This window comes from Vreelandella venusta, assembly GCF_007989605.1.
Taxonomy (GTDB): Bacteria; Pseudomonadota; Gammaproteobacteria; order Pseudomonadales; family Halomonadaceae; genus Vreelandella; species Vreelandella venusta.
Genome location: NZ_BJUL01000013.1, coordinates 37,202 through 61,688 on the forward strand (window position 1 = coordinate 37,202; position 24,487 = coordinate 61,688).

A 24,487-nucleotide genomic window follows, 5' to 3' on the forward strand; every position below is an offset into this window, starting at 1 on the left:
GTAAGGAGGCCATGCCAATGAGTCACGACCTACACGAATCGCTACGAGATAACGTACGTATTCTCGGTGATAGCCTGGGCCGTACGATTGCCGATGATTTAGGCCAGTCGTTTGTTGATAAAATTGAAACAATTCGTGCCCATGCCAAGCGGGGACGTCAGGGCGATTCATTGCAGCAACGTGAGCTTATTGAGTATCTACGCCAGTTGCCCGAACGCGACCTGCTACCCGTGACGCGCGCGTTCAATCAGTTTTTGAACCTTGCCAATATTGCTGAGCAGCACTATCGGGCACGCTTTCGCCGCGTGGAAGACTACAAGCCAGGCACCCAGCCAGTGCTGGGTGAGCTGCTAAGCCGTGCACAGCAGGCAGGTAATTCGCCCCGTAAGTTAGTAGAAACCCTGGCCAGTATGCGTGTTGAACTAGTGCTGACTGCCCACCCCACAGAAGTTATTCGCCGCACGTTGATTCAGAAATATGACGCGATCGACGAGTGCCTAACCGCGATTGAAAGCTCTGAGGACTACCCTGAGCGCGGAGCCCGTGCCCAGGGGCGCTTGGAAGAGTTAATCAGTCAGGCGTGGCATACCGATGAGATTCGTCACGAGCGGCCAACCCCTGTTGATGAGGCCAAATGGGGTTTCGCGGTTATCGAAAACTCCTTATGGCAGGCGGTGCCAGACTTCCATCGCGATTTGGATAATTTACTCCTCGATACTGCCGGGGAACGCTTGCCGTTGGATGCCGCGCCCATTCGCTATGCTTCCTGGATGGGCGGTGACCGAGATGGCAATCCCAATGTCACCGCGCGGGTGACGCGAGAGGTACTGTTATTAGGCCGTTGGATGGCCGCCGATCTCTATTTGCGCGATCTTGAGCAGCTGAAAACCGAGCTTTCAATGTGGAAAGCCAACAGCGCTTTGAAGGCAGAGGTAGGAGAAGTTGCTGAGCCTTACCGTGAGCTGCTCAAGCGTCTGCTGAATAAAATGGAAGCCACACGTGACTGGGCCAAAGCAGAGTTGGATGGCCGTAACTATGATGGCGGGCCAATTATTGAAACCCGCGACCAGCTCTACGCGCCGCTGCTGGCATGCTACCGCTCGCTGTGTGATGTCGGGCTGGACACCATTGCTAACGGTGCGCTGCTTGATACCTTGCGCCGCGTGGCGGTGTTCGGCGTCACACTGACCAAACTTGACCTGCGCCAAGAGGCCAGTCGCCATGCCCAGGTAATGGAAGAACTCACCAGTGCACTAGGTTTGGGACACTATCAGGACTGGAACGAAGCTCAGCGCCAAGAGTTTCTGCTCGCAGAGCTTGAATCAAGGCGGCCGCTAATTCCACGCCGTTGGGAGTGTTCGGCAGAATCCCGCGAAGTACTCGATACCTTCAAAGTGATTGCTCAAGAGCATGCAGAAGCGTTGGGTACTTATATTATTTCAATGGCTGCCGAGCCTTCGGACGTATTAACCGTTGCGCTATTGATGAAAGAGGTGGGGGGGCAAGTCACACTGCCCATCGCGCCGCTGTTTGAAACCCTCAACGACCTTGACCATGCAGGCGATGTCATCGATCAATTGCTGGCGCTACCGGGTTACCGCGCTCTGGCGAAAGACCGCCAAGAGGTCATGATTGGCTATTCAGACTCGGCTAAAGATGCCGGTCAGCTTGCTGCTGCCTGGGCACAGTACCGTGCCCAAGAGTCGTTAGTCGATGTATGTGACAAGCATGGCGTAGATTTGACGCTGTTCCATGGCCGGGGTGGCACTGTTGGTCGTGGTGGCGGCCCTGCGCATGCGGCGATTCTCTCCCAGCCGCCTGGCTCGGTGAATGGCAGTCTTCGGGTGACCGAGCAAGGTGAGATGATTCGCTTTAAGTTTGGCCAGCCAGATATCGCGCTGCGCTCTATGGAAATTTACGCTTGCGCGGTGATGGAAGCGACGCTATTGCCACCGCCCGCTCCTGAGCTTCAGTGGCGTGAAGAGATGGACCAGCTGGCGAAAGTGGCCCATGCCGCTTATGTTGGCGTAGTGCGTGAAGACCCCGATTTTGTCCCGTACTTCCGTGCTGTCACGCCGGAAGGGGCGCTGGGCAGGCTGCCGCTCGGTTCGCGACCAACCAAGCGTCGCCAGGATGGTGGCGTGGAAACCTTACGAGCGATTCCGTGGATTTTTGCCTGGACCCAGATTCGCTTGATGCTACCCGCTTGGTTGGGCAGTGGTGAGGCGTTCTCGCGACGCCTAGAGCAGCCAGGTGGCCGTGAAGTGTTGCAAGAAATGCGCAGCCAGTGGCCATTTTTTGGCACCTATCTCGATATGTTAGAGATGCTGTTGGCCAAAGCGGACGTAGCGATTGCGGCCTACTATGAGCATCGCTTAGTCGATGAGCCTTCGCTGAAAGCGCTGGGCAAGAAGCTACGTGAGCGTTTTGAACGGCTTGAAAACGTCGTGCTGGATATTCTTCAGCAAGAGGAGCTGCTTGAAAACACCCCGCTTATTCGCCAAGCAATTGATGTGCGCAACCCTTACATCGACCCGTTGCATGGCTTGCAAGCGGAGCTTCTGCAGCGTAATCGGGACGCCGATGGTGCCATTAGCGCAGATCTCTCACGTGCGCTCATGGTGACCATGGCAGGTATTGCAGCAGGGTTACGCAATACAGGCTAACAAAGAGTGCGCCGCCACCGCGTGTGGCGGCGTCGTCATCACCTTACTAGGAATTGGGGGGCGCGATGATACAGGATGCTCAATCAGTACTGTCGTTTTGGTTCAATGAATTGACGCCAGAGCAGTGGTTTAAAAAAGACACATCGATGGATCAGCAGATTACCCAGCGGTTTGGCTCATTGCTGACCAAAGCGGCCGCCTGTGAGTGTTATGAGTGGCGCAGTACCGCCCAGGGTAGGCTGGCTGAAATTATTGTGTTGGACCAGTTTTCTCGCAATATCTACCGTGACCACCCGCAAGCCTTTGCCAGTGACGCGTTAGCCTTAGCGCTTGCACAGGAAGCGGTTGCCTTAGCGGTGGATAACCAACTGGCTACCGTCGAGCGTAGTTTTTTATACATGCCGTATATGCACAGTGAGTCTGCCGCTATTCATAAGGTAGCAATGCAGCTGTTCGATCAGCCTGGGTTAGAAAATAACCTGGATTTCGAGATTCGCCACAAAGCGATCATTGACCGCTTTGGTCGTTATCCCCACCGCAACGACGTATTGGGGCGGGTATCTACGCCAGACGAAATAGAGTTTCTTAAACAGCCTGGCTCCGGGTTCTAGTTAGGCTTTTAACGTTAGCGTTTGAATTTGCTTAATCACTTCACCACACTTTTGCCTATGGCGTTTTATGTCGTTACGAAAATCTACCCGCATCAATAAATACATCAGCGAAAGCGGTTTGTGTTCTCGCCGAGAGGCTGACCGCTATGTTGAGCAAGGCAACGTTTGGATTAATGGGCGTCGGGCAACGACAGGCGACCAAGTGGTGCCGGGTGATCTGGTTAAGGTCAACGGTCAAGAGATTGAGCCTCAGGAAGAAGAGGATTTGGTGCTAATTGCGCTGAATAAGCCGGTGGGAATAGTCAGTACCACTGAGTCCAGCGAAAAAGACAATATTGTTGAATTCGTGAAGCACGGCACGCGCATCTTTCCCATCGGGCGCCTGGATAAAGACTCCCAGGGACTGATCTTTCTAACCAATAATGGCGATTTGGTTAATAAGATCCTGCGCGCTAATAATAATCATGAAAAAGAGTATGTGGTGACAGTCAACAAGCCGATTACCGATGAATTTGTTGCCGGCATGCAAAAGGGGGTACCGATCCTTGGGCAGGTGACTAAAAAGTGTAAAGTGACCAAAGCGTCGACGTTTGTGTTCACTATTACGCTGGTGCAAGGGTTGAACCGCCAGATTCGCCGTATGTGCGAGTACTTTGGCTACGAGGTCACCCAGCTTGTTCGCACCCGGATAATGAATGTTTCCCTGCAAGGGTTGGCTCTGGGCGATTGGCGGGATCTAACTCCTAAAGAGATTGATACGATTGTTGCGCTGACAGAAAGCTCTGAGGCAGTGCCTGAAAAGCGCCAGACGGCACGGCCGGATTACAATTCGGGGGCAGGCGCTAACAAACCGAAAAAAACAGCCACCAAGGCGCGACAGAAACAGGAGCGCCAGAAACCGGCTAAGCCGGGTGCTAAAACGGTTGGCAATAAACCGCCGCCCAAGGGTAAAAGAACCGCCAGCGGTAAAGTGAGAACTGGCCCAAAAGCCAGTGCTTCGGGTAAACCACAGCCCAGGGGAAAAACCGCTGGCGCAGGAAAAAACGCTAAGTCAGGGGCCAAGCCGGTGGGTAAAGGCCGTGTTGGTCGCCCGAAAGGGAAGCGTTAGAGAGTAGGGCGGGCAGCTCTGAGTGCCCGCCGTTAGTCGCTAAGTTATCTCAACGCTAAGTTATTTCAACACTAAGTTATCTCAATGCTAAGCCTGATGGGTCAGGCAAATAAGAAGTTAGCAATGAGTTCTTTGCCACCTTCTGTGGCAAACGATTCGGGGTGAAACTGAATGCCGTGAATGGGGTAATCACGGTGCTTTACGCCCATCAATTCAAACTCACCTACTGCTTGCCAGTGGCTGCGTTGCTCAAACTTGTCAGCACCTAGCGCGCCTACTGTTGCGGTTACTTCCAGGCAGTCAGGCAGGGTTAACGCGTCGGCAATCAATGAGTGATAGCGCATCACCTCAAGCTGATCGGGGACGCCATTAAATACCGAGCGATTGTTGTGGTTGATCGGGCTGATTTTGCCGTGCATCGGCAGAGGCGCTTTCACCACTTTGCCGCCAAAGACGTGAACAATACCCTGCATGCCCAGGCACACGCCCAACAGTGGTATGGTTTTGCCGAGTTTCTCGATGACGTCGGCACAGACGCCAAAGTAACGCGGATCATCCGGCGAGCCTGGGCCCGGCGAGATAATAATCCGATCAGGCGCCATGGCTTCTATCGCTTTGAAGTCGATTTGATTGTTGCGCTTAACAATAATCTCGAAATGAGGCAGTTCGCCGCGGTTCTTCTCGGTGGTTAAAATCTCACCAATAAACTGATACAAGTTATAGGTGAAGGAGTCGTAGTTATCGATAATTAGCACCTTCATGCTTGGCTCTCCATGTCCATATCCGCGCTCATAAAAGGAGCAAGGGCTTTGCGGGTGCCTGCAAATTTGCGGCGTATTTCCTCGTACTCATCTTCGGCGTTACTATCAAACACGTTGCCGCCACAAGTTTGCACGTAAGCACTTTCACCGTTTACAAAAACCGTACGAATCGGAATCGCAAAGGTGCAATCGCCGTTAAATGAGAATTGACCAACCGCGCCGCCGTAAGGGCCGCGACCGTCAGTTTCCAAGTCATCGATAATTTTCATCGCTTCGATTTTTGGCGCGCCCGTCAGCGTACCCGCAGGGAAGTTGCTGGCAAGCGATGTAAACATGTCTTCGCCTTCGGCAATAATGCCAACAATTTCACTGGAGATATGCTGTACGTGGCTAAAGCGTTTGATGTCCATCAGGCTACGTACTTTCACCGTGCCAAATTGCGCCACTCGGCCAATATCGTTGCGGTGTAGGTCCACAATCATATTGTGCTCGGCAATCTCTTTTGGATCGTTGAGTAGCGCACGAGCTAGCTGCGTGTCTTCTTGCGGGGTTTTGCCTCGTGTAGTGGTGCCTGCCAGTGGGAAGGTCTCCATCTCGCCTTGGCGAAGCCTGAATAGAAGCTCGGGGCTTGCGCCAATCAGCTTCTGCTCGCCAAATTTTACGTAGTACATCTGTGGCGATGGGTTAATGGTGCGTAGCTGATCGTAGAGCGCTAGCGTATCGCCTTTAATGCTAAAGCGTTTTTTAAAGCCGACTTCGCATTGGAAAACCTTACCGTCGATGATGTCCTGCTTCACCTTGGCCACCGCTTCGGCGTGCTCTTCGCGGCTCATGGTGTCGCCCAGCGCAGTAATATGCAACGCGCCCGGGGGAATATCATCGGCGTCGATCAAGGTTTGTAGAAATTCGTATCGACTGTTGTCGTAGTAAAAATAGGTCACTTCCCCGGTCATTTTGTCGAGGATCAAACCGTCTTTATAAAGGCCAAATCGAAACGTGTCGAAATCGTCGCTAGCTTTCAACGATAACGAAGGCTCAAAGTATTGCATGGCGTCATAACCAAGGTAACCGCTTAGTCCACCCGCATACTTACGAGAAATAATATTCTGCGGAATCAGACTGCGCAGCAGCTCATAAGGGTTATCGCTTGGATAGTGGTTTGCATTACCGTCACGATCTTCAATAGTTAATAAGCCGCCATTGGCGTAAAGCGTGTACTCGGGGTCAAAGCCAATAATCGAGTGGCGCGCCATATGGCTATCTTCGCCTAGTGATTCCAGCATGTAACAGGTATCAAATTGGCGTTCAATTTTTTGAAACAGAGCAAAAAAGTCACAGTCCGCTGCCAGGGTGACGTAGTGAGGCTTGCGCGACAGCGTAAAAGGCTGTGGGCCTGATGAAGCAGGCGTAGTCGTCGTCATGATTAATCGGTCCGTGAAGTGGGTGACGGTAATGATGAAGGTAACGTTGAAGAAGGTAGCGTGGTTAAAGCGCGCGAACCGCGGGATACCGTGGCAATACCGACGCCCAGGATTTCAGCGATTTTGCGGTGGGGGACTCCTTCGCGCAAAAGCTTAAAAATCTGTAGGCGCTTGCTGATTTCTTGGTACTCTGCAGGCGTTAACAAGCTGGCCAGTGCCTCGTCCATTGCTTCCGGCGAATCAATGGCGAGTAAATAGCGTACTAAATCAGCCTGATGGTCATCATCAAATGACATAAAGTGAGTTCACCGTATTGCCACAAAATTAAGGAAATAAGTTGCTGTACTAGCGTACTAGTACGGTATCCTATTGCGCAATGAAGTCAAGCCATTCGTGTTAATTTGAGGAAGCCCGATGACCGACTATTTTATTCAAGCGTTTATCTATCTCATTGCAGCGGTAATCGCCGTTCCCCTTGCCAAGCGGTTTGGACTTGGTTCGGTGCTCGGCTATTTGGTCGCTGGGGTGGTGATAGGACCCATGCTGGGGCTAGTCGGCCAGGAAACTACAACGATTCAGCATTTCGCCGAGTTTGGTGTGGTGATGATGCTGTTTTTGGTCGGTATGGAGCTTGACCCAAAAGGGTTGTGGGCCATGCGGGTGAGCTTGATAGGGATGGGCGGTTTACAGGTGCTGATCACCGCCGCTGCAGGTACCGCTGTTGCTTTGTGGCTGGGACTTGCTTGGCAAACATCCTTGGCCATCGGTTTAATTTTTGCGCTTTCCTCAACGGCGATTGTGTTGCAAACCCTAAACGAAAAAGGACTCACGAAAACAGAGGGCGGACGTAGCGCGTTTTCGGTGCTGCTATTTCAGGACATCGCGGTGATCCTGATGCTGGCGTTGATCCCACTGTTGGCGCTTCCCGAACTAACGGAAGAAGGTGGTAGTTATGCTGAGCACAGTAGCCTAAGTCTTGTTGAGGATATGCCTGCATGGCTCCACGGGCTGGTGGTAGTTGGGGCTATCGGAGTCGTCATTATTAGTGGGCATTATCTTGGGCCGATGCTGTTTCGCTACGTCGTTTCCTCTGGCTTGAGAGAGGTGTTTACAGCTGCCGCTTTAATGCTGGTCATTGGCATTGCTGCGTTGATGGGGGTTGTCAATTTATCCCCAGCGCTTGGGGCGTTTCTAGCCGGTATCGTACTTGCTAACAGCGAATTCAAGCACGAAATTGAGGCCAACATCGAACCGTTTAAAGGACTTTTGCTCGGACTGTTTTTTATCACGGTTGGAGCTGGCATCGACTTTCAGGTATTCGCGGCGCAGTGGCCAACCGTATTGCTATTAGTGCTTGGCGTTATTGCCGTAAAGGGCACTATCCTGTTCGGGTTAGCTATGCTGTTCCGGGTTCGAAATAGCAATGGCTGGTTGTTTACGTTAAGCCTTGCGCAGGCAGGGGAATTTGGTTTTGTGCTGTTAACTTACAGCGTGCAAAGTAACGTTATTCCTGTTGATGTGTCGCAATTACTTTCGCTGGTTGTTGCGTTTTCCATGTTTGCGACGCCGCTGCTGTTTATTGCCTACGACCGCTTAGTGCTGCCGCGCTACCAAACAGCTAAAAATGCTACGCGGGATGCCGATAAGATCGAAGAACAAGCACCGGTGATTATTGCTGGTGTCGGTCGTTTTGGACAGATTGTATGTCGCTTGTTGCGCGCTAATAACATTCCCATCGTAGCGTTAGACCTCGAAATTGAGCAAATTGAACTCCTTCGCCATATTCGGATTAAAAGCTACTTTGGCGATGCCAGTCGTTCAGACCTTTTAGAAACAGCGGGCATTGCGAATGCGCGAGTGATGGTGGTTGCGATTGATGATCGCGATCGTGCTGTTGATATGGTGAAGCATGTTAAGCATTACTATCCCAACGTTTGGGTATTAGCGCGTGCCTTTGACCGTGGCCATGGATATCAGCTTCGCGAAGCAGGGGCTGACGATATAACCAGAGAGGTCTATCACTCTGCGCTAGAGCTTGGCGGCCATACGTTGACGGCCATGGGGGTACACCCAATGCGTGCCAAGCAGATGATCGACTCGTTTGAGCAACACGAAAATGCCCATGAAGATGAGCTGTTTGAAGCCTGGAAAGAGATTGAGGAGGGGATTAGCTTTAGCCCGCGTTACGGCGAACTGTTTATGAAACTGGAGGAAGCGCTGAGTCGATCAATGCGGCACGGCTGGGATGAGCCAAATCAAGCTGAAGAGCACGTATGGACGCCGCCGGAACAGGCAGCCGAAGAAAACCGCTAAAACGGCAGGTGCAGGGATGCGCTCAACATATTGAGGTGGCTGAGGGTAGGCGCGTCGATGCGCTCATACTCAACCCGGCTTACCAGGCGATTAATGGTCATGGTGGCGCCAAAGCCTTGTAGGAAAGCGGTGCCGCCGTCGTCGGCCAGTGGCTGATCGGTTTCGCCACGCCACTCGGTAAGGCCAGACTTAGCGTAAATACTAAAGGCACCCATTCGCACGCCTGCGACGATGGCACCGCCTAAGCTGAGGGTGTCCATGATGAGGGGGTCAGCACTGGAAGCGATAGGGACTTCTTCACTTTCGCGGTAGGCAATTTCAGCACCAATATCCAGCTGTGGTAGTTGCAATGGGCTAAAACCTGCCGAGAAGCGGAAGCCTGTTGTGTAGCTATCGAGGCTGCTTAAGTCACTGCCTTCTAAAACGACACCGTTGCGCAGCGACATAAATTCGCTGTTGGGAGACGCATAGGCGAGGTCGGTGTCTCCGTCGCTGGCTAAACAGCCCATCAATGGCAGCATGGAACCAGCAAAACTACACAACAGGGTGCTTGCCAAGCGTTTCATTGGCGTTCCTCGTATCCCTGGCTAAGGAAGTTATCTTAATCAGCCTAGCAACGGGCGCTGATTTCTACCACATTAATTGCGTTATTTGATAAGTTTTCTAGCAGATTTTTACCCATTTTCAAAAAGCGCTCGCCAAATACCCATTGGGGAGAGAGCACAGCGACGGTGTTAGTTTGCTCTTTTTGGCGCTGCCGCTGACGCCACTCAAGCGCAGTGCTGCTCCAATCTTCACTGTGCTGAAGCTGAAAGCCATTGGCTGCCAGCAAGTTTGTCAGTTCTGTCATCGAAAGTAAGTGTGAATGCTCTGGCGATGCGGCCCAAGGAACCGGGTAGCGCAATTCGGCCAGGTTTTTACCACTAACGACTTCATGCATAACAAGCTTGCCACCTGGGCGAAGCACGCGTCGGCTTTCGGCAATAACGCGGGCGGGGTCGGGCATGTTCATCAGGCTGTGCTGAAATAGCACGGCATCAAACGTGTGCTCAGGAAAAGGGAGTACGCAGGCATCTCCGGTAACCCAGCTAAGCGACGGATTTGTCGGAGAAGCCGCTAAGTTAGTCAGTGCCTGATTAAGTACGTTAAAGCGGTGAGTAATATCTAAACCGGTAAGTTGAAAACCAAGCGCTGCGCCTTGACGCATTAATCCGCCTAAGCCTGAGCCTATATCAAGCACCTTTGTATGTTGGGAAGGATCAAGCAGGTTAAGCAATTTTTTAGAGGCGGCAATGCCTCCGATATGCAGCTGGTCTAGCGGGGCAAGTTGGTGAAGCGTTGGGCCATCAGGGTAGTGGGTACGAATTTGGTTAAGGATAGCGTCATCGCGTAACCCTTGGTGGTAGTGCTCGGCTAGCCGCTGCTGTGTGGACATATCGGTGTCTCAATACCTTACAAAAATTAACGCCGACCACAGGCCGGCGTTGATTAAAGGGTTATTTTTGATCCTCAAGCCCAAGCTCTTGGATAGAAATTTCGCGCATTTTAAATTTCTGAATTTTACCGGTTACTGTCATCGGGAACTCATCAACAAATTTAAAGTAGCGGGGAATCTTAAAGTGAGTGATTTTGCCTTTGCAGTACTCGCGAAGGTCTTCTCCAGTGAGTTCTCCAGCGCTGCTGTTGACTTTCACCCAAGCAATTAGCTCTTCGCCATACTTCTTATCCGGAACACCGGTGACCTGTACTTCCGAAATCGCAGGGTGGGCGTATAAAAACTCCTCAATCTCTTTCGGGTATACGTTCTCACCGCCGCGAATCACCATGTCTTTAATGCGGCCAACGATCTGGATGTAGCCTTCCTCGTCCATCGTGGCAAGGTCGCCTGTGTGCATCCAACCGGCTTCGTCAATGGCTTCAGCCGTAGCTTTGTCATTGTTCCAGTACTTGAGCATCACACTGTAGCCACGGGTGCATAGCTCACCGATTTCACCACGGGGCAGAATGCCGCCGTTGCCAGGATCGACGATCTTGCTTTCTAGGTGGGGTTGGGTACGGCCAACGGTAGAAACGCGCTTATCAATGGTGTCGTTAGCGCCGGTTTGGGTGGAAACCGGGCTGGTTTCTGTCATTCCGTAGGCGATCTGTACGCCTTTCATGTTCATCTTTTCGATGACTTGCTTCATGATTTCTGCAGGACAAATAGAACCCGCCATAATGCCGGTGCGCAGCGTGGAAAAATCAGTCGTGGCAAAGTCGGGGTGCTCTAGTTCAGCGATGAACATAGTGGGTACGCCGTAAAGCGCGGTGGCTTTTTGCTCGTGTACCGCTTTTAGCACTTTACCGGGCTCGAACCCTTCATCCGGATAAATCATCGCCGCGCCATGGGTCATGCAACCCAGATTACCCATCACCATGCCGAAGCAGTGGTAGAGCGGTACGGGGATGACCAAGCGGTCTTCGCTGGTAAAGCCCATGCTTTCGGCAACAAAGAAGCCATTGTTGAGGATGTTATGGTGAGAGAGCGTCGCGCCTTTCGGAAAGCCTGTTGTGCCCGAGGTGTATTGAATATTGATCGGGTCATCAAACTGTAGCGTCGCCTGCAAGTCATCAACATCCGTCTGGCTGATCTTGCTGGCTTCGTTAATGAAGTCTGCCCAGCGCCACATGCCACTCTGTTTGTCAGAGCCCAGATTAATGATGCACTCAAGATCAGGTAGCTTGTGCGATTTTAGCTGGCCTTCTGTGCTGCTATTGAGTTCAGGCGCGAGCTCAAACAGCATGGCGGTGTAATCAGAGCTTTTGAATTGATCGGCAGTGACTAAAAAGCGCGCACCGGATTGATTCAGCGCGTAGTCCAGCTCATGGGTGCGATAAGAGGGGTTAATGTTGACTAAAATCGCACCGATCTTGGCGGTGGCAAACTGGGTTAGGGTCCATTCGCAGCAGTTGGGTGCCCAGATGGCAACCCGGTCGCCTTTTTTTACCCCAATGGCCAGCAACGCACGGGCGCAGCGGTTAACTTCTTCCTGAAGCTGGCGGTAGCTCCAGTGAATGTTCTGATGAAGGGCGATCAGCGCGTCGTTATCGGGATACTGTGCGGCAATTTGATCAAATTTATCGCCAATGGTCATGCCCAGCAGCGGCTTGTCTGCGGTGCTGCTGGTGTAGCTAGGTAGGGTGTGTGCAGGTGATGCCATGGATGTCTCTCCGAACTATTTTTTTTGTCTCAACGGGAAGAAAGCAGTTGGCTTCTATAGTTATTATTAACTAACCGTGCTTTTGGCCAACGCGACTTTAGAGCTGGGCTTGCGGCCCAACTGCTGAGTGATCCAGACGCCCGTATCAATCACTGCCTGGAGGTCGATGCCGGTGTTAATGCCCAGCCCCTCCAACAGGTAAAGTACGTCTTCTGTGGCTACATTGCCGGATGCACCTTTGGCATAGGGGCAGCCGCCAAGTCCGGCAGTCGCGGCGTCAATCACGCTCACGCCTTCTTCCATTACGGCATATAAATTAGCTAGCGCCATGCCATAGGTGTCATGAAAATGGGCCGCTAAATGCTCGATGGGCACCTGCTGGCGGGCAGCCTCAATCATCCGCTTAGCGGCTAGCGGCGTGCCCACTCCGATGGTGTCACCCAGAGAAATTTCATAGCAGCCCATTTCATAAAGTGCGCTGGCGACTTCGGCAACTTTTTGCGGAGAAATAGCCCCTTCATAGGGGCAGCCCAGCACACAAGACACATAGCCGCGTACCCGTACTCCTGCTTCATTGGCGCGCGCCAGCACTGGCTCAAAGCGCGTCAGCGACTCAGCAATCGAGCAGTTGATGTTTTTCTGAGAAAACGCTTCAGAGGCTGCACCAAATACCGCGACTTCCTCAACGCCGGCTGCGAGTGCGCCTTCCAGGCCTTTCAGGTTGGGCGTTAATGCTGAATAAACCACGCCGGGCTTGCGGGCAATGCCATGCATTACCTCGCTGGCATCGCCCATTTGGGGCACCCATTTTGGCGAGACAAAGCTGGCGGCCTCAATATGGGTAAGGCCAGCGTTTGCCAGCCGTTCGATCAGTTCGATTTTGGTGGCGGTGGGCACCAGGGTGCCCGGTTCGTTTTGCAGGCCATCGCGTGGGGCCATTTCAAACAGTTTAATAGATGTCGGCAGTGCCATCGGTTAGCTCCTATTCGCTGGGGGCAAAGTCGAGTAGCACGTCACCTTGACTCACGGTATCGCCCGACTGGAAGTGGAACGTCTCCACGCTACCGTCGGCAGGCGCGGTCATGGTGTGCTCCATCTTCATCGCTTCCATGACCATCAACGGCATGCCTTTCTCTACCGCCGCGCCAGGCTCTACCAGCAGCGCGACAACGGTGCCATTCATGGGGGCGGTGAGGGTGGATTCCGCTTCATGGTGGCCGTGGTCAATGGCATCGATGCGCCGCCAGAAGAGGCGTGTTTCACCACTGGGTTCAGCCATCACTACGATATGACCATCGCGGCGTGCCTGTAGACGGCGGCGGTGGCCGTTTAGCGTGACGGCTACCGCATCACCTGTCAGTGATTGTAGGCTAGCGGTCAACGTTTGATCGCCGATGGTCAAGTTCCACAGCGATTCGCCGCTCTCGCGTTTACCTTCAACAATCACCACTGCTGCATCGCTGTCGGCTGCTTGGGCGCTTGCCGGGTCACACAGCGCAATACGAATGGTATGGGGAGCATTCAAGCGGAAACCGTCGTGGCGATCCCACGGAGAGTCACTTTCGCACTCTTTGGCCAGTTGGTTTAAACCGATCAGCGCGGCGCTGGCGTAAGCCTCGGTAGAGTAGCTACGCGGCGCAAACAGGGTGGCTTCATTACGTTCGATAAAACGCGTGTCGAGCTCGACATTTTTAAAGCCGGGATGATTTGCCAAGCGCTGCAGGAAAGCGCGGTTCGTCACCACGCCCTGGACATCCAACGCCGCCAACGCGCGGTTGAGAGTGGCTAGTGCTGCATCCCGGTCAGCGCCGTGAACAATCAGTTTAGCCAGCATAGGATCGTAGTGCATGGAAACAACATCGCCACTTTCTACGCCGCTGTCTAAACGCACCTGATCGCTATCTAAGTCGGCACCTTCTAAATCCAGTGCGAAGCGAGTTAACAAACCGGTGGCCGGCAGGAAGTCTTGCTCTGGATCTTCAGCATACAGGCGCGCTTCAAAACTATGGCCGGTGATGGTGAGCTCGTCTTGTGTGCAGGGGAGTGGTTCACCCATCGCAACGCGCAGCTGCCATTCGACCAAATCCTGGCCGGTAATCATTTCAGTAACAGGGTGCTCAACCTGCAGGCGGGTGTTCATCTCCATAAAGTAGAACGAGCCGTCGGCGTCGAGCAGGAACTCCACAGTACCTGCGCCGACATAGCCAATTTCTTTGGCCGCGCGAACGGCTGCGTCGCCCATCGCACTGCGCAGTTCAGGCGTCATGCCTGGGGCTGGCGCTTCTTCTATGACTTTCTGATGGCGGCGCTGAACGCTGCAATCCCGCTCGAATAGGTAGACGCCGTTGCCGTAGCGGTCGCAGAATACCTGTACTTCGACATGACGAGGCTGCACCAGATATTTCTCAATCAGCATGCGGTCGTCGCCGAAAGCGGCGCTGGATTCGCGCCGACAGCCATCAAGCGCTGCTTTAAATCCTTCGCCGCTTTCAACCACGCGCATGCCTTTACCACCGCCACCGGCGCTGGCTTTCAACATCACCGGATAACCGATTTTATCGGCTTCGCTGCGCAGCAGCGCATCATCTTGATCGTCACCATGATAGCCAGGCACCAGCGGTACACCGGCATTGGCCATGCGTGCTTTCGCGGCAGATTTATCGCCCATCGCGGCAATCGCTGATGCCGGGGGGCCAACAAAGATGATGCCCGCTTGCTCCAGAGCTTTAACAAATCCACCGTTTTCAGAGAGGAAGCCGTAGCCGGGATGAATGGCGCCGGTGCCGGTGCGCTTGGCGGCATCGATAACCGCATCAACATTGAGGTAGCTTTCGCGGGCGGCGGCAGGGCCTAAGCGAACCGCTTCATCGGCCTCGCGTACATGGCGTGCCGTGGCATCGGCATCTGAATAAACGGCGACCGTTTTCAGGCCCATGCGACGGGCAGTGCGCATTACCCGGCAGGCAATTTCACCGCGGTTGGCCACTAGCAACGTGTCGAATTTAGTAAGATCAAGCGTCATGAGCGTGGCTCCGCAGCAGTATTGTGTTCTTGAAGGTCTGACGTTTGCGTCCAGGCAGGGCGGCGCTTTTCAAAAAAGCTCGCTAAGCCCTCTTGACCCTCTTGGCTCACCCGCAGTTTGGAGATCACTTGGCAGGTGTGTTCTCGGGTGGCGTCACTGTTCGGTGCTTGAGCCACGCTTGCTAGCAGGGCTTTGGTTGCCCGTTGGGCTTGGGGAGAGCCGCCCAGAAGGGTGTCAAGCATAGCGTCTATAGCGCTATCCAAGGCATCGTGCTCCACCACTTGGTGAACCAAGCCGAGCGCCATCGCCGTTGGCGCATCCATCACTTCAGCAGTGAGTGCGTAACGGCGCATTTGGCGTTCGCCAAGCGCGCGCTGAACATAAGGGCTAATCACCGCGGGCGATAGGCCAATTTTGACTTCCGACAAGCAGAATTTAGCTTTATCCGAAGCAACGACCAGATCACAACAGGCGGCTAGGCCCACCGCGCCACCAAAGGCCGCTCCCTGAACTCGGCAAACGGTGGGGCAAGGCAGGGTGTCTAACCCGAACATAAGCGCCGACAGTTTGCGTGAGTCTGCTAGGTTGTCTTCCAAGCCGTAATCGACCATGCGCTTCATCCAGTTGAGATCAGCGCCCGCAGAGAAACTTTTACCCTCAGAGCCAAGCACTACCACCCGAACGTCACCAGCGTTGGCCAGCGCATGCAATTCGTCTAGATGGGCGTTTAGTTCAGCGATCAGGCTGTCGTCAAAGGCGTTATGCACCTCTGGGCGGTTTAACGTTAGGCGCGCCACGCCTTCTTCGATCAGTAGCGTTGAGTAAGCCATAGTGTTCGCCCTTACATCCGGAACACGCCGAAGCGTGTCTCTTCGATGTCAGCATTCATTGCAGCGGCTAGCGAAAGCCCTAAGACATCGCGAGTTTGAAGTGGATCAATGACGCCGTCATCCCATAGGCGGGCGCTAGCATAATAGGGGTGACCCTGGTGCTCGTACTGGTCGCGCGTGGGCTGCTTAAAGGCCTCTTCTTCCTCTTTGGTCCACTCGCGGCCCTCGCGTTCATACTGCTCACGTTTAACCTGAGAGAGCACGCCTGCCGCCTGCTCGCCGCCCATTACCGAAATGCGCGCATTGGGCCACATGAACAGCAGGTTAGGGTCATAGGCGCGACCACACATTCCGTAGTTACCTGCGCCAAAACTGCCGCCAATCAAAACGGTGAACTTGGGTACTTTGGCACAGGCGACGGCGGTCACTAACTTCGCACCGTGCTTAGCGATGCCTTCATGCTCGTACTTAGAGCCGACCATGAAGCCGGTAATGTTTTGCAGGAACACCAGCGGAATCTTGCGCTGAGCGCAAAGCTCGATAAAGTGCGCCCCTTTTACCGCGCTCTCCGAAAACAGCACGCCGTTGTTGGCCACAATACCCACCGGATAGCCGTGGATATGCGCAAAGCCGGTTACCAAAGTGTCGCCGTAGTAGCGCTTGAACTCGTCAAAGTCAGAGCCATCGACAATGCGACCAATCACTTCGCGGACGTCGTAAGGCTTTTTAAGGTCGGTGCCAACAATGCCGTAAAGTTCGCTGGGGTCGAGTTTGGGAGGTTGGGGCGCTTGCATGGCTAACTTGCCGCGCTTTTGCCAATTCAAGCGTGACACACAAGCGCGTGCCAACTGTAGGGCATGGGCATCATTTTCAGCGTAGTGATCGGCTACGCCACTGATTTTGGCGTGCACATCGGCACCGCCCAAGTCTTCTGCACTAATGTTTTCGCCCGTGGCCGCCTTTACTAGCGGCGGGCCACCCAGGAAAATCGTGCCCTGTTCTTTAACGATGATTGATTCATCCGCCATGGCGGGCACGTAAGCGCCGCCAGCCGTGCAGGAGCCCATGACCACCGCTATTTGTGGGATACCCTCTGCCGACATCGTGGCTTGGTTATAGAAAATGCGCCCGAAGTGATCGCGGTCGGGGAACACTTCATCCTGGCGAGGCAGGAAAGCGCCGCCGGAATCAACTAAATAGATGCACGGTAAACGGTGCTTGCGGGCGATTTCTTGGGCGCGCAGGTGTTTTTTCACCGTTAGCGGGAAATATGTGCCGCCTTTTACCGTGGCATCGTTGGCCACAATCACGCACTCAACGCCAGATACCCGACCAATGCCCGTTACCACGCCTGCCGCAGGTACGTCGCTATCGTAAACGTGATGGGCGGCCAGGGCGGAAAACTCTAAAAATGGCGAGCCTTCGTCAATTAAGTGATCGATACGGTCGCGCACAAATAGCTTGCCGCGGCTTTCATGGCGTTCACGGGCCTTGGAACCGCCGCCTTGGGCGACGGCAGCGGTCAATTCTCGGAGCTTGGAAACTTCCCCCAGCATGGATGCTGCGTTGCTTTGAAAGACATCGCTGCGGGGATTGATCTGTGTAGAGAGTGTGCTCATGGCGCGTCCCTTACTTTGTTTCGGTGAAGAGTTCGCGGCCAATCAGCATCCGGCGAATTTCGCTGGTGCCCGCGCCAATTTCATACAGTTTGGCATCGCGCAGAAGGCGACCGGTGGGGTACTCGTTGATATAACCGTTGCCGCCGAGCAGCTGAATGGCGTCTAGGGCAACTTGGGTGGCTTTCTCTGCGCAGTAAAGAATCACGCCCGCCGCGTCTTTACGCGAGGTCTGGCCGCGGTCGCAGGCTCCGGCAACGGCGTATAAGTAAGCACGACAAGCGTTCAGCGTGGTGTACATATCCGCCACTTTACCTTGCACCAACTGAAACTCGCCAATTGACTGGTTGAACTGCTTGCGCTCGTGGATATAGGGCATCACCACATCCATAGCGGCCTGCATAATGCCGATAGGGCCAGCAGCCAGTACGGTACGCTCATAATCCAAACCGCTCATGAGCACGCGAACCCCTCTACCGACTTCGCCAAGTACGTTTTCAACCGGTACCTTGCAGTCTTGGAAAACCAGTTCGCAGGTGTTAGAGCCGCGCATACCCAACTTGTCGAGCTTCTGTGCAGTAGTGAAGCCAGGCATGCCTTTTTCAATAATGAACGCTGTAATACCTTTAGAGCCTGCTTCCGGGTCGGTCTTGGCGTACACCACTAATACGTCAGCATCAGGGCCGTTGGTGATCCACATTTTGTTGCCGTTAAGGATGTAATGATCACCCTCTAACTTGGCTCGCAGCTGCATTGACACGACGTCAGACCCGGCACCTGGTTCAGACATTGCCAGTGCGCCTACGTGGTCGCCGCTGATCAGCTTGGGCAGGTACTTCTCTTTTTGCGCAGCGCTGGCATTGATTTTTAGCTGATTGACACACAGGTTCGAGTGCGCGCCATAGGAGAGGGCGACAGAGGCACTGGCCCGGGAAATTTCTTCCATTGCAATACAGTGGGCAAGATAGCCCATACCGCTACCACCATCCTCTTCAGATACGGTAATCCCCAGCAGACCCATATCGCCAAATTTCTTCCATAGATCATTAGGAAATTCGTTATTGCGGTCGATTTCAGCGGCGCGTGGGGCAATTTCGCTAGCGGCAAAGGCATTGACCTGCTCGCGCAGCATGTTCAGTTCATCGTCGAGGCCGAAATTGAGTTCTGAATAGTGTGAAAACATGGTCAATCACCTTGTCATTGTTAATGGGGACTTTTCGTCGTTAAAGCAGGTTTTTCATTGAGTTCTTCAAGGGCCTGGCGGCAGCGAATTTCAGCGCTTTCAAGTTCCAGCTGCACCATCGTGATATCTTTCATTTGTTGTTCTAGAGCGGCTTTACGCTCGCTGATTTTGCTTAGCATTAGATGCAACTGCTTTTCGCTGCCGCTACGGGTTTCATCCCATAGCTCAAAGAGTTCGCGAATTTCTGCTAAGGAAAATCCGAGCCGTTTACCGCGTAGCGTTAATTTTAGTCGCACGCGATCTTTGCTGCTGTAGATGCGTGTTTGACCACGGCGAGCAGGATGGAGTAGCTCCTGATCTTCATAGAACCGAATACTCCGAGTGGTAACGTCGAACTCGCTGGCCAATTCACTGATCGTGTAGGTTTTGCTCATGATCATTGTTCTCGTCGATAGGGGAATGTCCCTATGGAACACTGACCATGAGGCTAAAACAAGTTTACGTTAACGTAAAGCAGTAGTTGCGCTTGTGTAATTTCCTTGGTTTCTTTGTAAGTTGTTGAAAAATAGATTTTTTGATTGTTTGTGTGAAGAAACGTTAAAGAAGCGTAGACCAAAGTTGTAATTGTAATACCCCTCAAGTGATTGCTAGTTTGCACCTACACCTTACGTTCAGGTAAGGGTGTGTTGCCGGCTAACGAGTTTTACTTGATGAAGCGGTTGGTGAAACGTCAGCACCCAACACCCGGATACAAGAACACCCGAACACCCGAACACAAGAACAAAAAGAGGCTTACCACTCCATGCGTGAAGACGATGTTCTTAATGGGCCAGTGCTCGAGACACGAGGGCTGACCAAAGAATTCCGCGGTTTTACCGCCGTGGATGACGTTAATCTTCAGGTTCAAGAAGGGCACATTCACGCCCTGATTGGCCCCAACGGTGCTGGAAAGACCACCGTTTTTAACTTGCTAACCAAGTTTTTGCCGCCTACACGTGGAGAAATCCTTTATCGCGGTAAGCCCATTACCAGCAAGAAATCCAATGAGATTGCACAGCTGGGTCTCGTGCGTTCATTTCAAATTTCAGCGGTGTTTGCGCACATGACGGCGCTGGAAAACGTCCGAGTAGCGCTACAGCGCCAATTAGGCACATCGTTTCACTTCTGGAAATCAGAAAAGTCGCTAGATCACCTTAATGAGCGTGCGTTAGAGCTGCTTGATGAGGTTGGCCTGCGTGAGTACGCCGATACACTAACGGTAGAAATGCCTTACGGCCGTAAGCGCGCCCTGGAAGTTGCCACCACGCTGGCGCTTGACCCTAAGATGATGCTGTTGGATGAGCCGACTCAGGGGATGGGGGCAGAGGACGTTGATCGTATCGTCGAGCTGATTAAGCGTGTCTCAAAAGGGCGCACCGTCTTAATGGTGGAGCACAATTTGAGCGTGGTAAGCAGGCTTTGTGATCGTATTACGGTATTAGCCCGCGGCGCGGTGTTGGCCGAAGGTAATTATGACGAGGTTTCCCGCAATCCATTAGTGCGCGAGGCATATATGGGCAGTGAAGCTGCTGAAGAGGAGGCTGCCGTATGAATACCGCTGAGGCCTATGAAACCAATGAACTAGCCGATTCCCAAACGCTAGAAATGCTGAGAGTGCAAGACTTGCACGCTTTCTATGGTGAATCGCACATACTTCATGGCGTGAACTTCGATGTTAAGCGTGGGGAGTTGGTTACCCTGCTGGGCCGCAACGGCGCGGGACGCAGCACTACTCTAAAATCCATTATGAATATGGTTGGGCGTCGCACCGGCTCGATTGTGATTAATGGCAACGAAACACTGAATATGAAGGCACACCATATTCCAAGGCTTGGTGTCGGCTACTGCCCCGAAGAGCGCGGTATTTTTGCCAGCCTGGATGTGCACGAAAATTTATTACTTCCGCCCACGGTTCGCTCTGGCGGAATGAGCCTAGATGAAATCTACGCCATGTTTCCCAACCTTTACGAGCGCCGCAGAAGCCAGGGGACGCGGCTTTCCGGCGGTGAGCAGCAGATGCTTGCCATGGCACGCATTCTACGCACCGGCGCGCGACTTTTGCTGCTCGATGAAATTACCGAAGGCTTAGCCCCCGTTATTGTGCAAAAACTTGGCGAAGTGCTTATTCAACTGAAAGAGCGCGGTATGACCATTGTTCTGGTGGAGCAGAACTTCCGTTTTGCAGCGCCGCTGGCAGATCGCCATTTTGTAATGGACCACGGTCAAATTGTTGAAGAGATAAGCGCTGAGCAGCTTCCGTCACGTCGAGACCATCTCAACACCATGCTGGGGGTATAACGCCAATCTAGATCATAAACACAGCATCAGCTTCGCAGTAGGTGCACTACAACACTAAACGCTCTATAAGCATTTCATTCGTACGTCGTAACACAACAACAAAGGCCTCAAGGGCCAGGAGACGAACATGACCTTTATGAAAAAAACGCTGACCGCCAGCATCGCCGTTGCCGCCGCTTCTACTATGGCAGTCTCAACCGCTCACGCCGAAATTAGCGATAATGAGGTGCGCATTGGTTATTTGGCAGATATGTCAGGGACTTATCGTGACTTAGCTGGCCCAGGCGGCGAAACAGCCATGGAAATGGCGATTGCTGATTTTGGCGGCAGTGTTAACGGCTCGCCCATTGTAATTTTTAGTGCTGATGATCGTAACAGTGCTGACGTCGGTGCTAACACAGTGCGTGAGTGGATCGATCAGCGTAACGTCGACATGGTGGGTGGCCTAGTGGCGTCCTCGGTGTCTATTGCGGTCACCAAAGTGTTGGAAGAAAACAATGGCCTGGGCATTGTGTCGGGCTCTGCGGCATCAAGCATTACCAATGAACACTGCACGCCCAACCACATTCACTGGGTTTACGATACTTACCCACTGGCGAACGGTACTGCAAAAGCAGTTGTCGAGCAGGGCGGCGACAGCTGGTTCTTGTTAACGGCTGACTATGCGTTCGGCCATGCGCTGGAAGCTGATGTAACCAAAGTGGTTGAAGCCAATGGCGGCGAGATTGTCGGCGGCGTACGCCACCCGTTCCCGACAAGTGACTTCTCCTCGTACATCCTCCAGGCCCAAGGGTCTGGCGCGAAGATTGTTGGTTTGGCTAACGCCGGTGCCGACACTGTTAACGCGATCACTACTGCCAGCCAATTTGGTCTGACCCAGAGTGGCCAGCAGTTAGCGGGCCTGCTGATCTTCCTCAACGATGTACACGCGCTAGGCTTGGAGTCCACTCAAGGCCTGCTGCTAACCACGGGTTGGTATTGGAACATGGATGAAGAGGCTCGCGCTTGGTCAGATCGTTATTTTGAAGAAGTTGGTCGTATGCCCACCATGGTTCAGGCGGGTATCTACTCAAGCACCATGCACTACCTGAAAGCCGTAGAAGCCGCGGGAACCGACGATCCTGAAGTTGTTCGTGCCCAAATGGCTGATATGCCCATTGAAGACTTCTTTGCGCGTAACGGCTCCATTCGTGAAGATGGCCGCATGATTCACGACATGTACCTTGCCCAAGTGAAAACGCCGGAAGAGTCTACCGGTGAGTGGGATCTTTATGAAATCCTCAGCACCATTCCTGCCGATGAAGCCTACCGTCCGCTCTCTGAGAGCCAGTGCAAACTGGTTCAAAACTAAGTCGAATAACAACCGCAAGTGACGTTAGAACTGGTTGGTGGCAACTTGCCACCAACCGCTTGACGGCGAGGAGAGTCATACAATGACGATGATATTCGGCGTGCCATTGGCCGTTTTCATGGGCCAGCTTACGCTTGGGCTTGTGAATGGAGCCTTTTACGCACTGCTCAGTTTGGGCCTGGCGGTCATCTTCGGCCTACTGAAGATCGTCAACTTTGCCCATGGGGCGCAATACATGCTGGGAGCCTTCGCCGCACTGCTAGGCTTTCGCTATTTAGGCATCAACTATTGGCTAGCGCTGTTTTTGGTGCCACTGGTGGTGGGTAGTTTCGGCATGCTAATAGAGCGCTTTTTGCTGCGTCGCATTGCCCATTTAGACCATCTTTATGGATTGTTGCTTACCTTCGGGTTAGCACTCATTTTTGAAGGCACGCTGGTTAACTTCTTTGGTGTTTCGGGTGCGCGCTACGCGACTCCGGAAGCACTGCAAGGCGGCCTGAATTTAGGCTTCATGTTCCTGCCTACCTACCGGGCCTGGGTATTGGTAGCGGCACTGGCCATGTGTCTATTTACCTGGTTTATGATTGAGCGCACCCGCTTGGGGGCCTATCTGCGTGCAGGTACTGAAAACTCCCAGCTGATGCAAGCGTTTGGAGTAAACGTACCGCTATTGATCACGCTTACTTACGGTTTCGGCGTAGCGCTAGCCGCTTTTGCGGGGGTGTTGGCAGCGCCGTTATATCCTGTGTCACCGACCATGGGGTCAAGCCTGCTGATTGTGGTGTTCGCGGTGGTCGTTATTGGGGGTATGGGATCTATTCTAGGTGCGATTCTTACTGGCCTGGGAATGGGGATCATCGAAGGCTTAACCAAAGTGTACTACCCCGAAGCCTCCAATACCGTGATCTTCTTGGTGATGATATTAGTGCTCATGTTACGCCCCGCTGGGCTGTTCGGTAAGGAGGCATAACCATGGCAGACTCTCAAGCACTCAATGCGCCATCAGCCGTAAAAGAGCGGCAGAAGCGGGCCAAAATGCGCCGTAACATGTTTTATATAGCGCTCTTGGCCATCGGGTTAGTCGCTCCTTTTTTGGCTTACCCCGTTTTTCTAATGAAAATTCTATGCTTCGCGCTTTTTGCCTGCGCGTTTAATTTGCTACTGGGCTATGCGGGATTGCTCTCGTTTGGGCACGCGGCATTTTTAGCCACCGGTGGTTATGTGACTGGCTACTTGTTGGCAAGCTATCCAGGGTTAACGCCGGAGGTGGGAATTATTGCGGGCACCTTAATGGCAACCCTGTTAGGGCTGTTGTTCGGGGTGCTTTCGATCCGACGTCAGGGCATTTACTTTGCCATGGTGACGTTGGCGCTGGCGCAGCTGATGTTTTTCGTCTTTGTTCAGTCATCGTTCACCGGTGGCGAGGATGGCTTGCATGGCGTGCCACGCGGTGACTTGTTTGGCGTAATCAGTTTGAGCAGCAACCTGGCGATGTATTACTTCGTTTTTGCCATCTTCGTATTTGGCTTTGCGCTAATCCAACGCACCGTGCATTCTCCCTTTGGCCAGGTGCTTAAAGCGATTCGTGAAAATGAGCCGCGCGCTATTTCGCTGGGCTACAACGTTGATGCTTACAAGCTACTGGCGTTTGTACTCTCTGCGGCGCTGGCGGGGTTGGCGGGCTCTACCAAAACAGTTGTGTTTCAGTTGGCGTCGTTAACCGATGCGCATTGGCACATGTCGGGTGAAGTTATCCTAATGACGCTGCTGGGTGGGGTAGGCACACTGCTTGGCCCTCTTATGGGCGCGGGCATTGTGGTTAGCCTGCAGCACATTTTGGCACAGTCGCCGCTGGGTAACTGGGTAAGCGTTATTCTAGGTATTATCTTTGTTGTCTGCGTACTTAGCTTCCGCAGTGGCATCGTGGGCGAGCTCACCAAAATGTATCGCAAAAATTTCAAATAACCGGTTCTGTCCGATGATTGGGTGCCCTAGGGCACCCTTTTTTCTGCCCAAATCACGCTTCTACGCCAAAGGTAGTGAGGTAAGCCGGTTGCACCTGTCAGGT

Annotated in this window: 21 protein-coding genes; 9 read left to right on the forward strand and 12 right to left on the reverse strand. The window is 53.2% G+C overall.

The window, feature by feature from the left end; genetic code table 11:
- The first annotated feature begins 17 nt into the window (after positions 1 to 17).
- The 3 genes from ppc (at position 18) to rluF (ending at position 4,385) form a co-directional block, all read left to right on the forward strand.
- Positions 18 to 2,666: a phosphoenolpyruvate carboxylase gene (gene ppc, locus HVE01_RS14450; RefSeq protein ID WP_146944866.1), complete on the forward strand. Its 2,649-nt coding sequence runs from the start codon at positions 18 to 20 to the stop codon at positions 2,664 to 2,666.
- A 65-nt stretch (positions 2,667 to 2,731) separates the two neighbouring features.
- Positions 2,732 to 3,277 carry a DUF924 family protein gene (locus HVE01_RS14455; RefSeq protein ID WP_146944867.1) on the forward strand — a complete coding sequence of 182 codons (546 nt, stop codon included), beginning with the start codon at positions 2,732 to 2,734 and terminating at the stop codon, positions 3,275 to 3,277.
- 67 nt (positions 3,278 to 3,344) lie between these two features.
- On the forward strand, positions 3,345 to 4,385 hold the full coding sequence (rluF, locus tag HVE01_RS14460) for a 23S rRNA pseudouridine(2604) synthase RluF (protein WP_146944868.1): 1,041 nt from the start codon (positions 3,345 to 3,347) through the stop codon (positions 4,383 to 4,385).
- Between the two features lie 101 nt (positions 4,386 to 4,486).
- Here rluF and HVE01_RS14465 read toward each other — a convergent pair whose 3' ends face one another.
- The 3 genes from HVE01_RS14465 to HVE01_RS14475 are packed head-to-tail and all read right to left on the reverse strand — an operon-like array spanning position 4,487 to position 6,863.
- On the reverse strand, positions 4,487 to 5,146 hold the full coding sequence (locus HVE01_RS14465; RefSeq protein WP_125748851.1) for an anthranilate synthase component II: 660 nt from the start codon (positions 5,144 to 5,146) through the stop codon (positions 4,487 to 4,489).
- Entirely contained in the window at positions 5,143 to 6,567 is a 1,425-nt protein-coding gene (locus HVE01_RS14470) for an anthranilate synthase component I family protein (RefSeq protein WP_146944869.1), read from the reverse strand. Before HVE01_RS14470 ends, HVE01_RS14465 begins: the two co-directional genes overlap by 4 nt.
- A gap of 2 nt (positions 6,568 to 6,569) precedes the next feature.
- On the reverse strand, positions 6,570 to 6,863 hold the full coding sequence (locus tag HVE01_RS14475) for a Trp family transcriptional regulator (protein ID WP_125748844.1): 294 nt from the start codon (positions 6,861 to 6,863) through the stop codon (positions 6,570 to 6,572).
- Positions 6,864 to 6,981: 118 nt separating this feature from the next.
- Here HVE01_RS14475 and HVE01_RS14480 point away from each other — a divergent pair, with 118 nt between their 5' ends.
- On the forward strand, positions 6,982 to 8,880 hold the full coding sequence (locus tag HVE01_RS14480) for a monovalent cation:proton antiporter-2 (CPA2) family protein (protein ID WP_146944870.1): 1,899 nt from the start codon (positions 6,982 to 6,984) through the stop codon (positions 8,878 to 8,880).
- Here the strand turns inward: HVE01_RS14480 and HVE01_RS14485 are convergent.
- The 9 genes from HVE01_RS14485 to HVE01_RS14525 all read right to left on the reverse strand — a co-directional run bounded on the left by HVE01_RS14485 (position 8,877) and on the right by HVE01_RS14525 (position 19,165).
- On the reverse strand, positions 8,877 to 9,446 hold the full coding sequence (locus HVE01_RS14485; RefSeq protein ID WP_125748838.1) for a hypothetical protein: 570 nt from the start codon (positions 9,444 to 9,446) through the stop codon (positions 8,877 to 8,879). The genes HVE01_RS14480 and HVE01_RS14485 overlap by 4 nt on opposite strands.
- Positions 9,447 to 9,490: 44 nt before the next feature.
- Positions 9,491 to 10,315: a class I SAM-dependent methyltransferase gene (locus HVE01_RS14490; protein ID WP_125748835.1), complete on the reverse strand. Its 825-nt coding sequence runs from the start codon at positions 10,313 to 10,315 to the stop codon at positions 9,491 to 9,493.
- Between the two features lie 61 nt (positions 10,316 to 10,376).
- Positions 10,377 to 12,080 (reverse strand): AMP-binding protein, encoded by a 1,704-nt coding sequence (locus tag HVE01_RS14495; RefSeq protein ID WP_125748832.1) that lies wholly within the window; start codon positions 12,078 to 12,080, stop codon positions 10,377 to 10,379.
- A 66-nt stretch (positions 12,081 to 12,146) separates the two neighbouring features.
- The gene (locus tag HVE01_RS14500) at positions 12,147 to 13,052 is read right to left on the reverse strand and encodes a hydroxymethylglutaryl-CoA lyase (protein ID WP_146944871.1); all 906 of its coding nucleotides are present in this window, start codon (positions 13,050 to 13,052) and stop codon (positions 12,147 to 12,149) included.
- Positions 13,053 to 13,062: 10 nt separating this feature from the next.
- Positions 13,063 to 15,102, reverse strand: a complete 2,040-nt coding sequence (locus tag HVE01_RS14505) for an acetyl/propionyl/methylcrotonyl-CoA carboxylase subunit alpha (protein WP_146944872.1) — start codon at positions 15,100 to 15,102, stop codon at positions 13,063 to 13,065.
- Positions 15,099 to 15,932, reverse strand: coding sequence for an enoyl-CoA hydratase/isomerase family protein (locus HVE01_RS14510; protein ID WP_146944873.1), 834 nt, complete (start codon positions 15,930 to 15,932; stop codon positions 15,099 to 15,101). Before HVE01_RS14510 ends, HVE01_RS14505 begins: the two co-directional genes overlap by 4 nt.
- An 11-nt stretch (positions 15,933 to 15,943) precedes the next feature.
- The gene (locus HVE01_RS14515) at positions 15,944 to 17,551 is read right to left on the reverse strand and encodes a carboxyl transferase domain-containing protein (protein WP_146944874.1); all 1,608 of its coding nucleotides are present in this window, start codon (positions 17,549 to 17,551) and stop codon (positions 15,944 to 15,946) included.
- Positions 17,552 to 17,561: 10 nt separating this feature from the next.
- Positions 17,562 to 18,731, reverse strand: coding sequence for an isovaleryl-CoA dehydrogenase (locus HVE01_RS14520; RefSeq protein WP_146944875.1), 1,170 nt, complete (start codon positions 18,729 to 18,731; stop codon positions 17,562 to 17,564).
- Positions 18,732 to 18,751: 20 nt separating this feature from the next.
- Positions 18,752 to 19,165, reverse strand: a complete 414-nt coding sequence (locus tag HVE01_RS14525; RefSeq protein ID WP_120387359.1) for a MerR family transcriptional regulator — start codon at positions 19,163 to 19,165, stop codon at positions 18,752 to 18,754.
- A gap of 368 nt (positions 19,166 to 19,533) precedes the next feature.
- Here HVE01_RS14525 and HVE01_RS14530 point away from each other — a divergent pair, with 368 nt between their 5' ends.
- From HVE01_RS14530 to HVE01_RS14550, 5 genes are all read left to right on the forward strand, one after another.
- Positions 19,534 to 20,322, forward strand: coding sequence for an ABC transporter ATP-binding protein (locus tag HVE01_RS14530; protein ID WP_146944876.1), 789 nt, complete (start codon positions 19,534 to 19,536; stop codon positions 20,320 to 20,322).
- Entirely contained in the window at positions 20,319 to 21,068 is a 750-nt protein-coding gene (locus HVE01_RS14535; RefSeq protein WP_125748817.1) for an ABC transporter ATP-binding protein, read from the forward strand. Before HVE01_RS14530 ends, HVE01_RS14535 begins: the two co-directional genes overlap by 4 nt.
- Positions 21,069 to 21,195: 127 nt before the next feature.
- Positions 21,196 to 22,419: an ABC transporter substrate-binding protein gene (locus HVE01_RS14540; RefSeq protein WP_146944877.1), complete on the forward strand. Its 1,224-nt coding sequence runs from the start codon at positions 21,196 to 21,198 to the stop codon at positions 22,417 to 22,419.
- A gap of 82 nt (positions 22,420 to 22,501) precedes the next feature.
- Complete coding sequence (locus HVE01_RS14545; RefSeq protein ID WP_125748811.1) at positions 22,502 to 23,389, forward strand: branched-chain amino acid ABC transporter permease; 888 nt, start codon at positions 22,502 to 22,504, stop codon at positions 23,387 to 23,389.
- A gap of 2 nt (positions 23,390 to 23,391) precedes the next feature.
- The gene (locus HVE01_RS14550) at positions 23,392 to 24,384 is read left to right on the forward strand and encodes a branched-chain amino acid ABC transporter permease (RefSeq protein ID WP_146944878.1); all 993 of its coding nucleotides are present in this window, start codon (positions 23,392 to 23,394) and stop codon (positions 24,382 to 24,384) included.
- Positions 24,385 to 24,487: the final 103 nt, after the last annotated feature.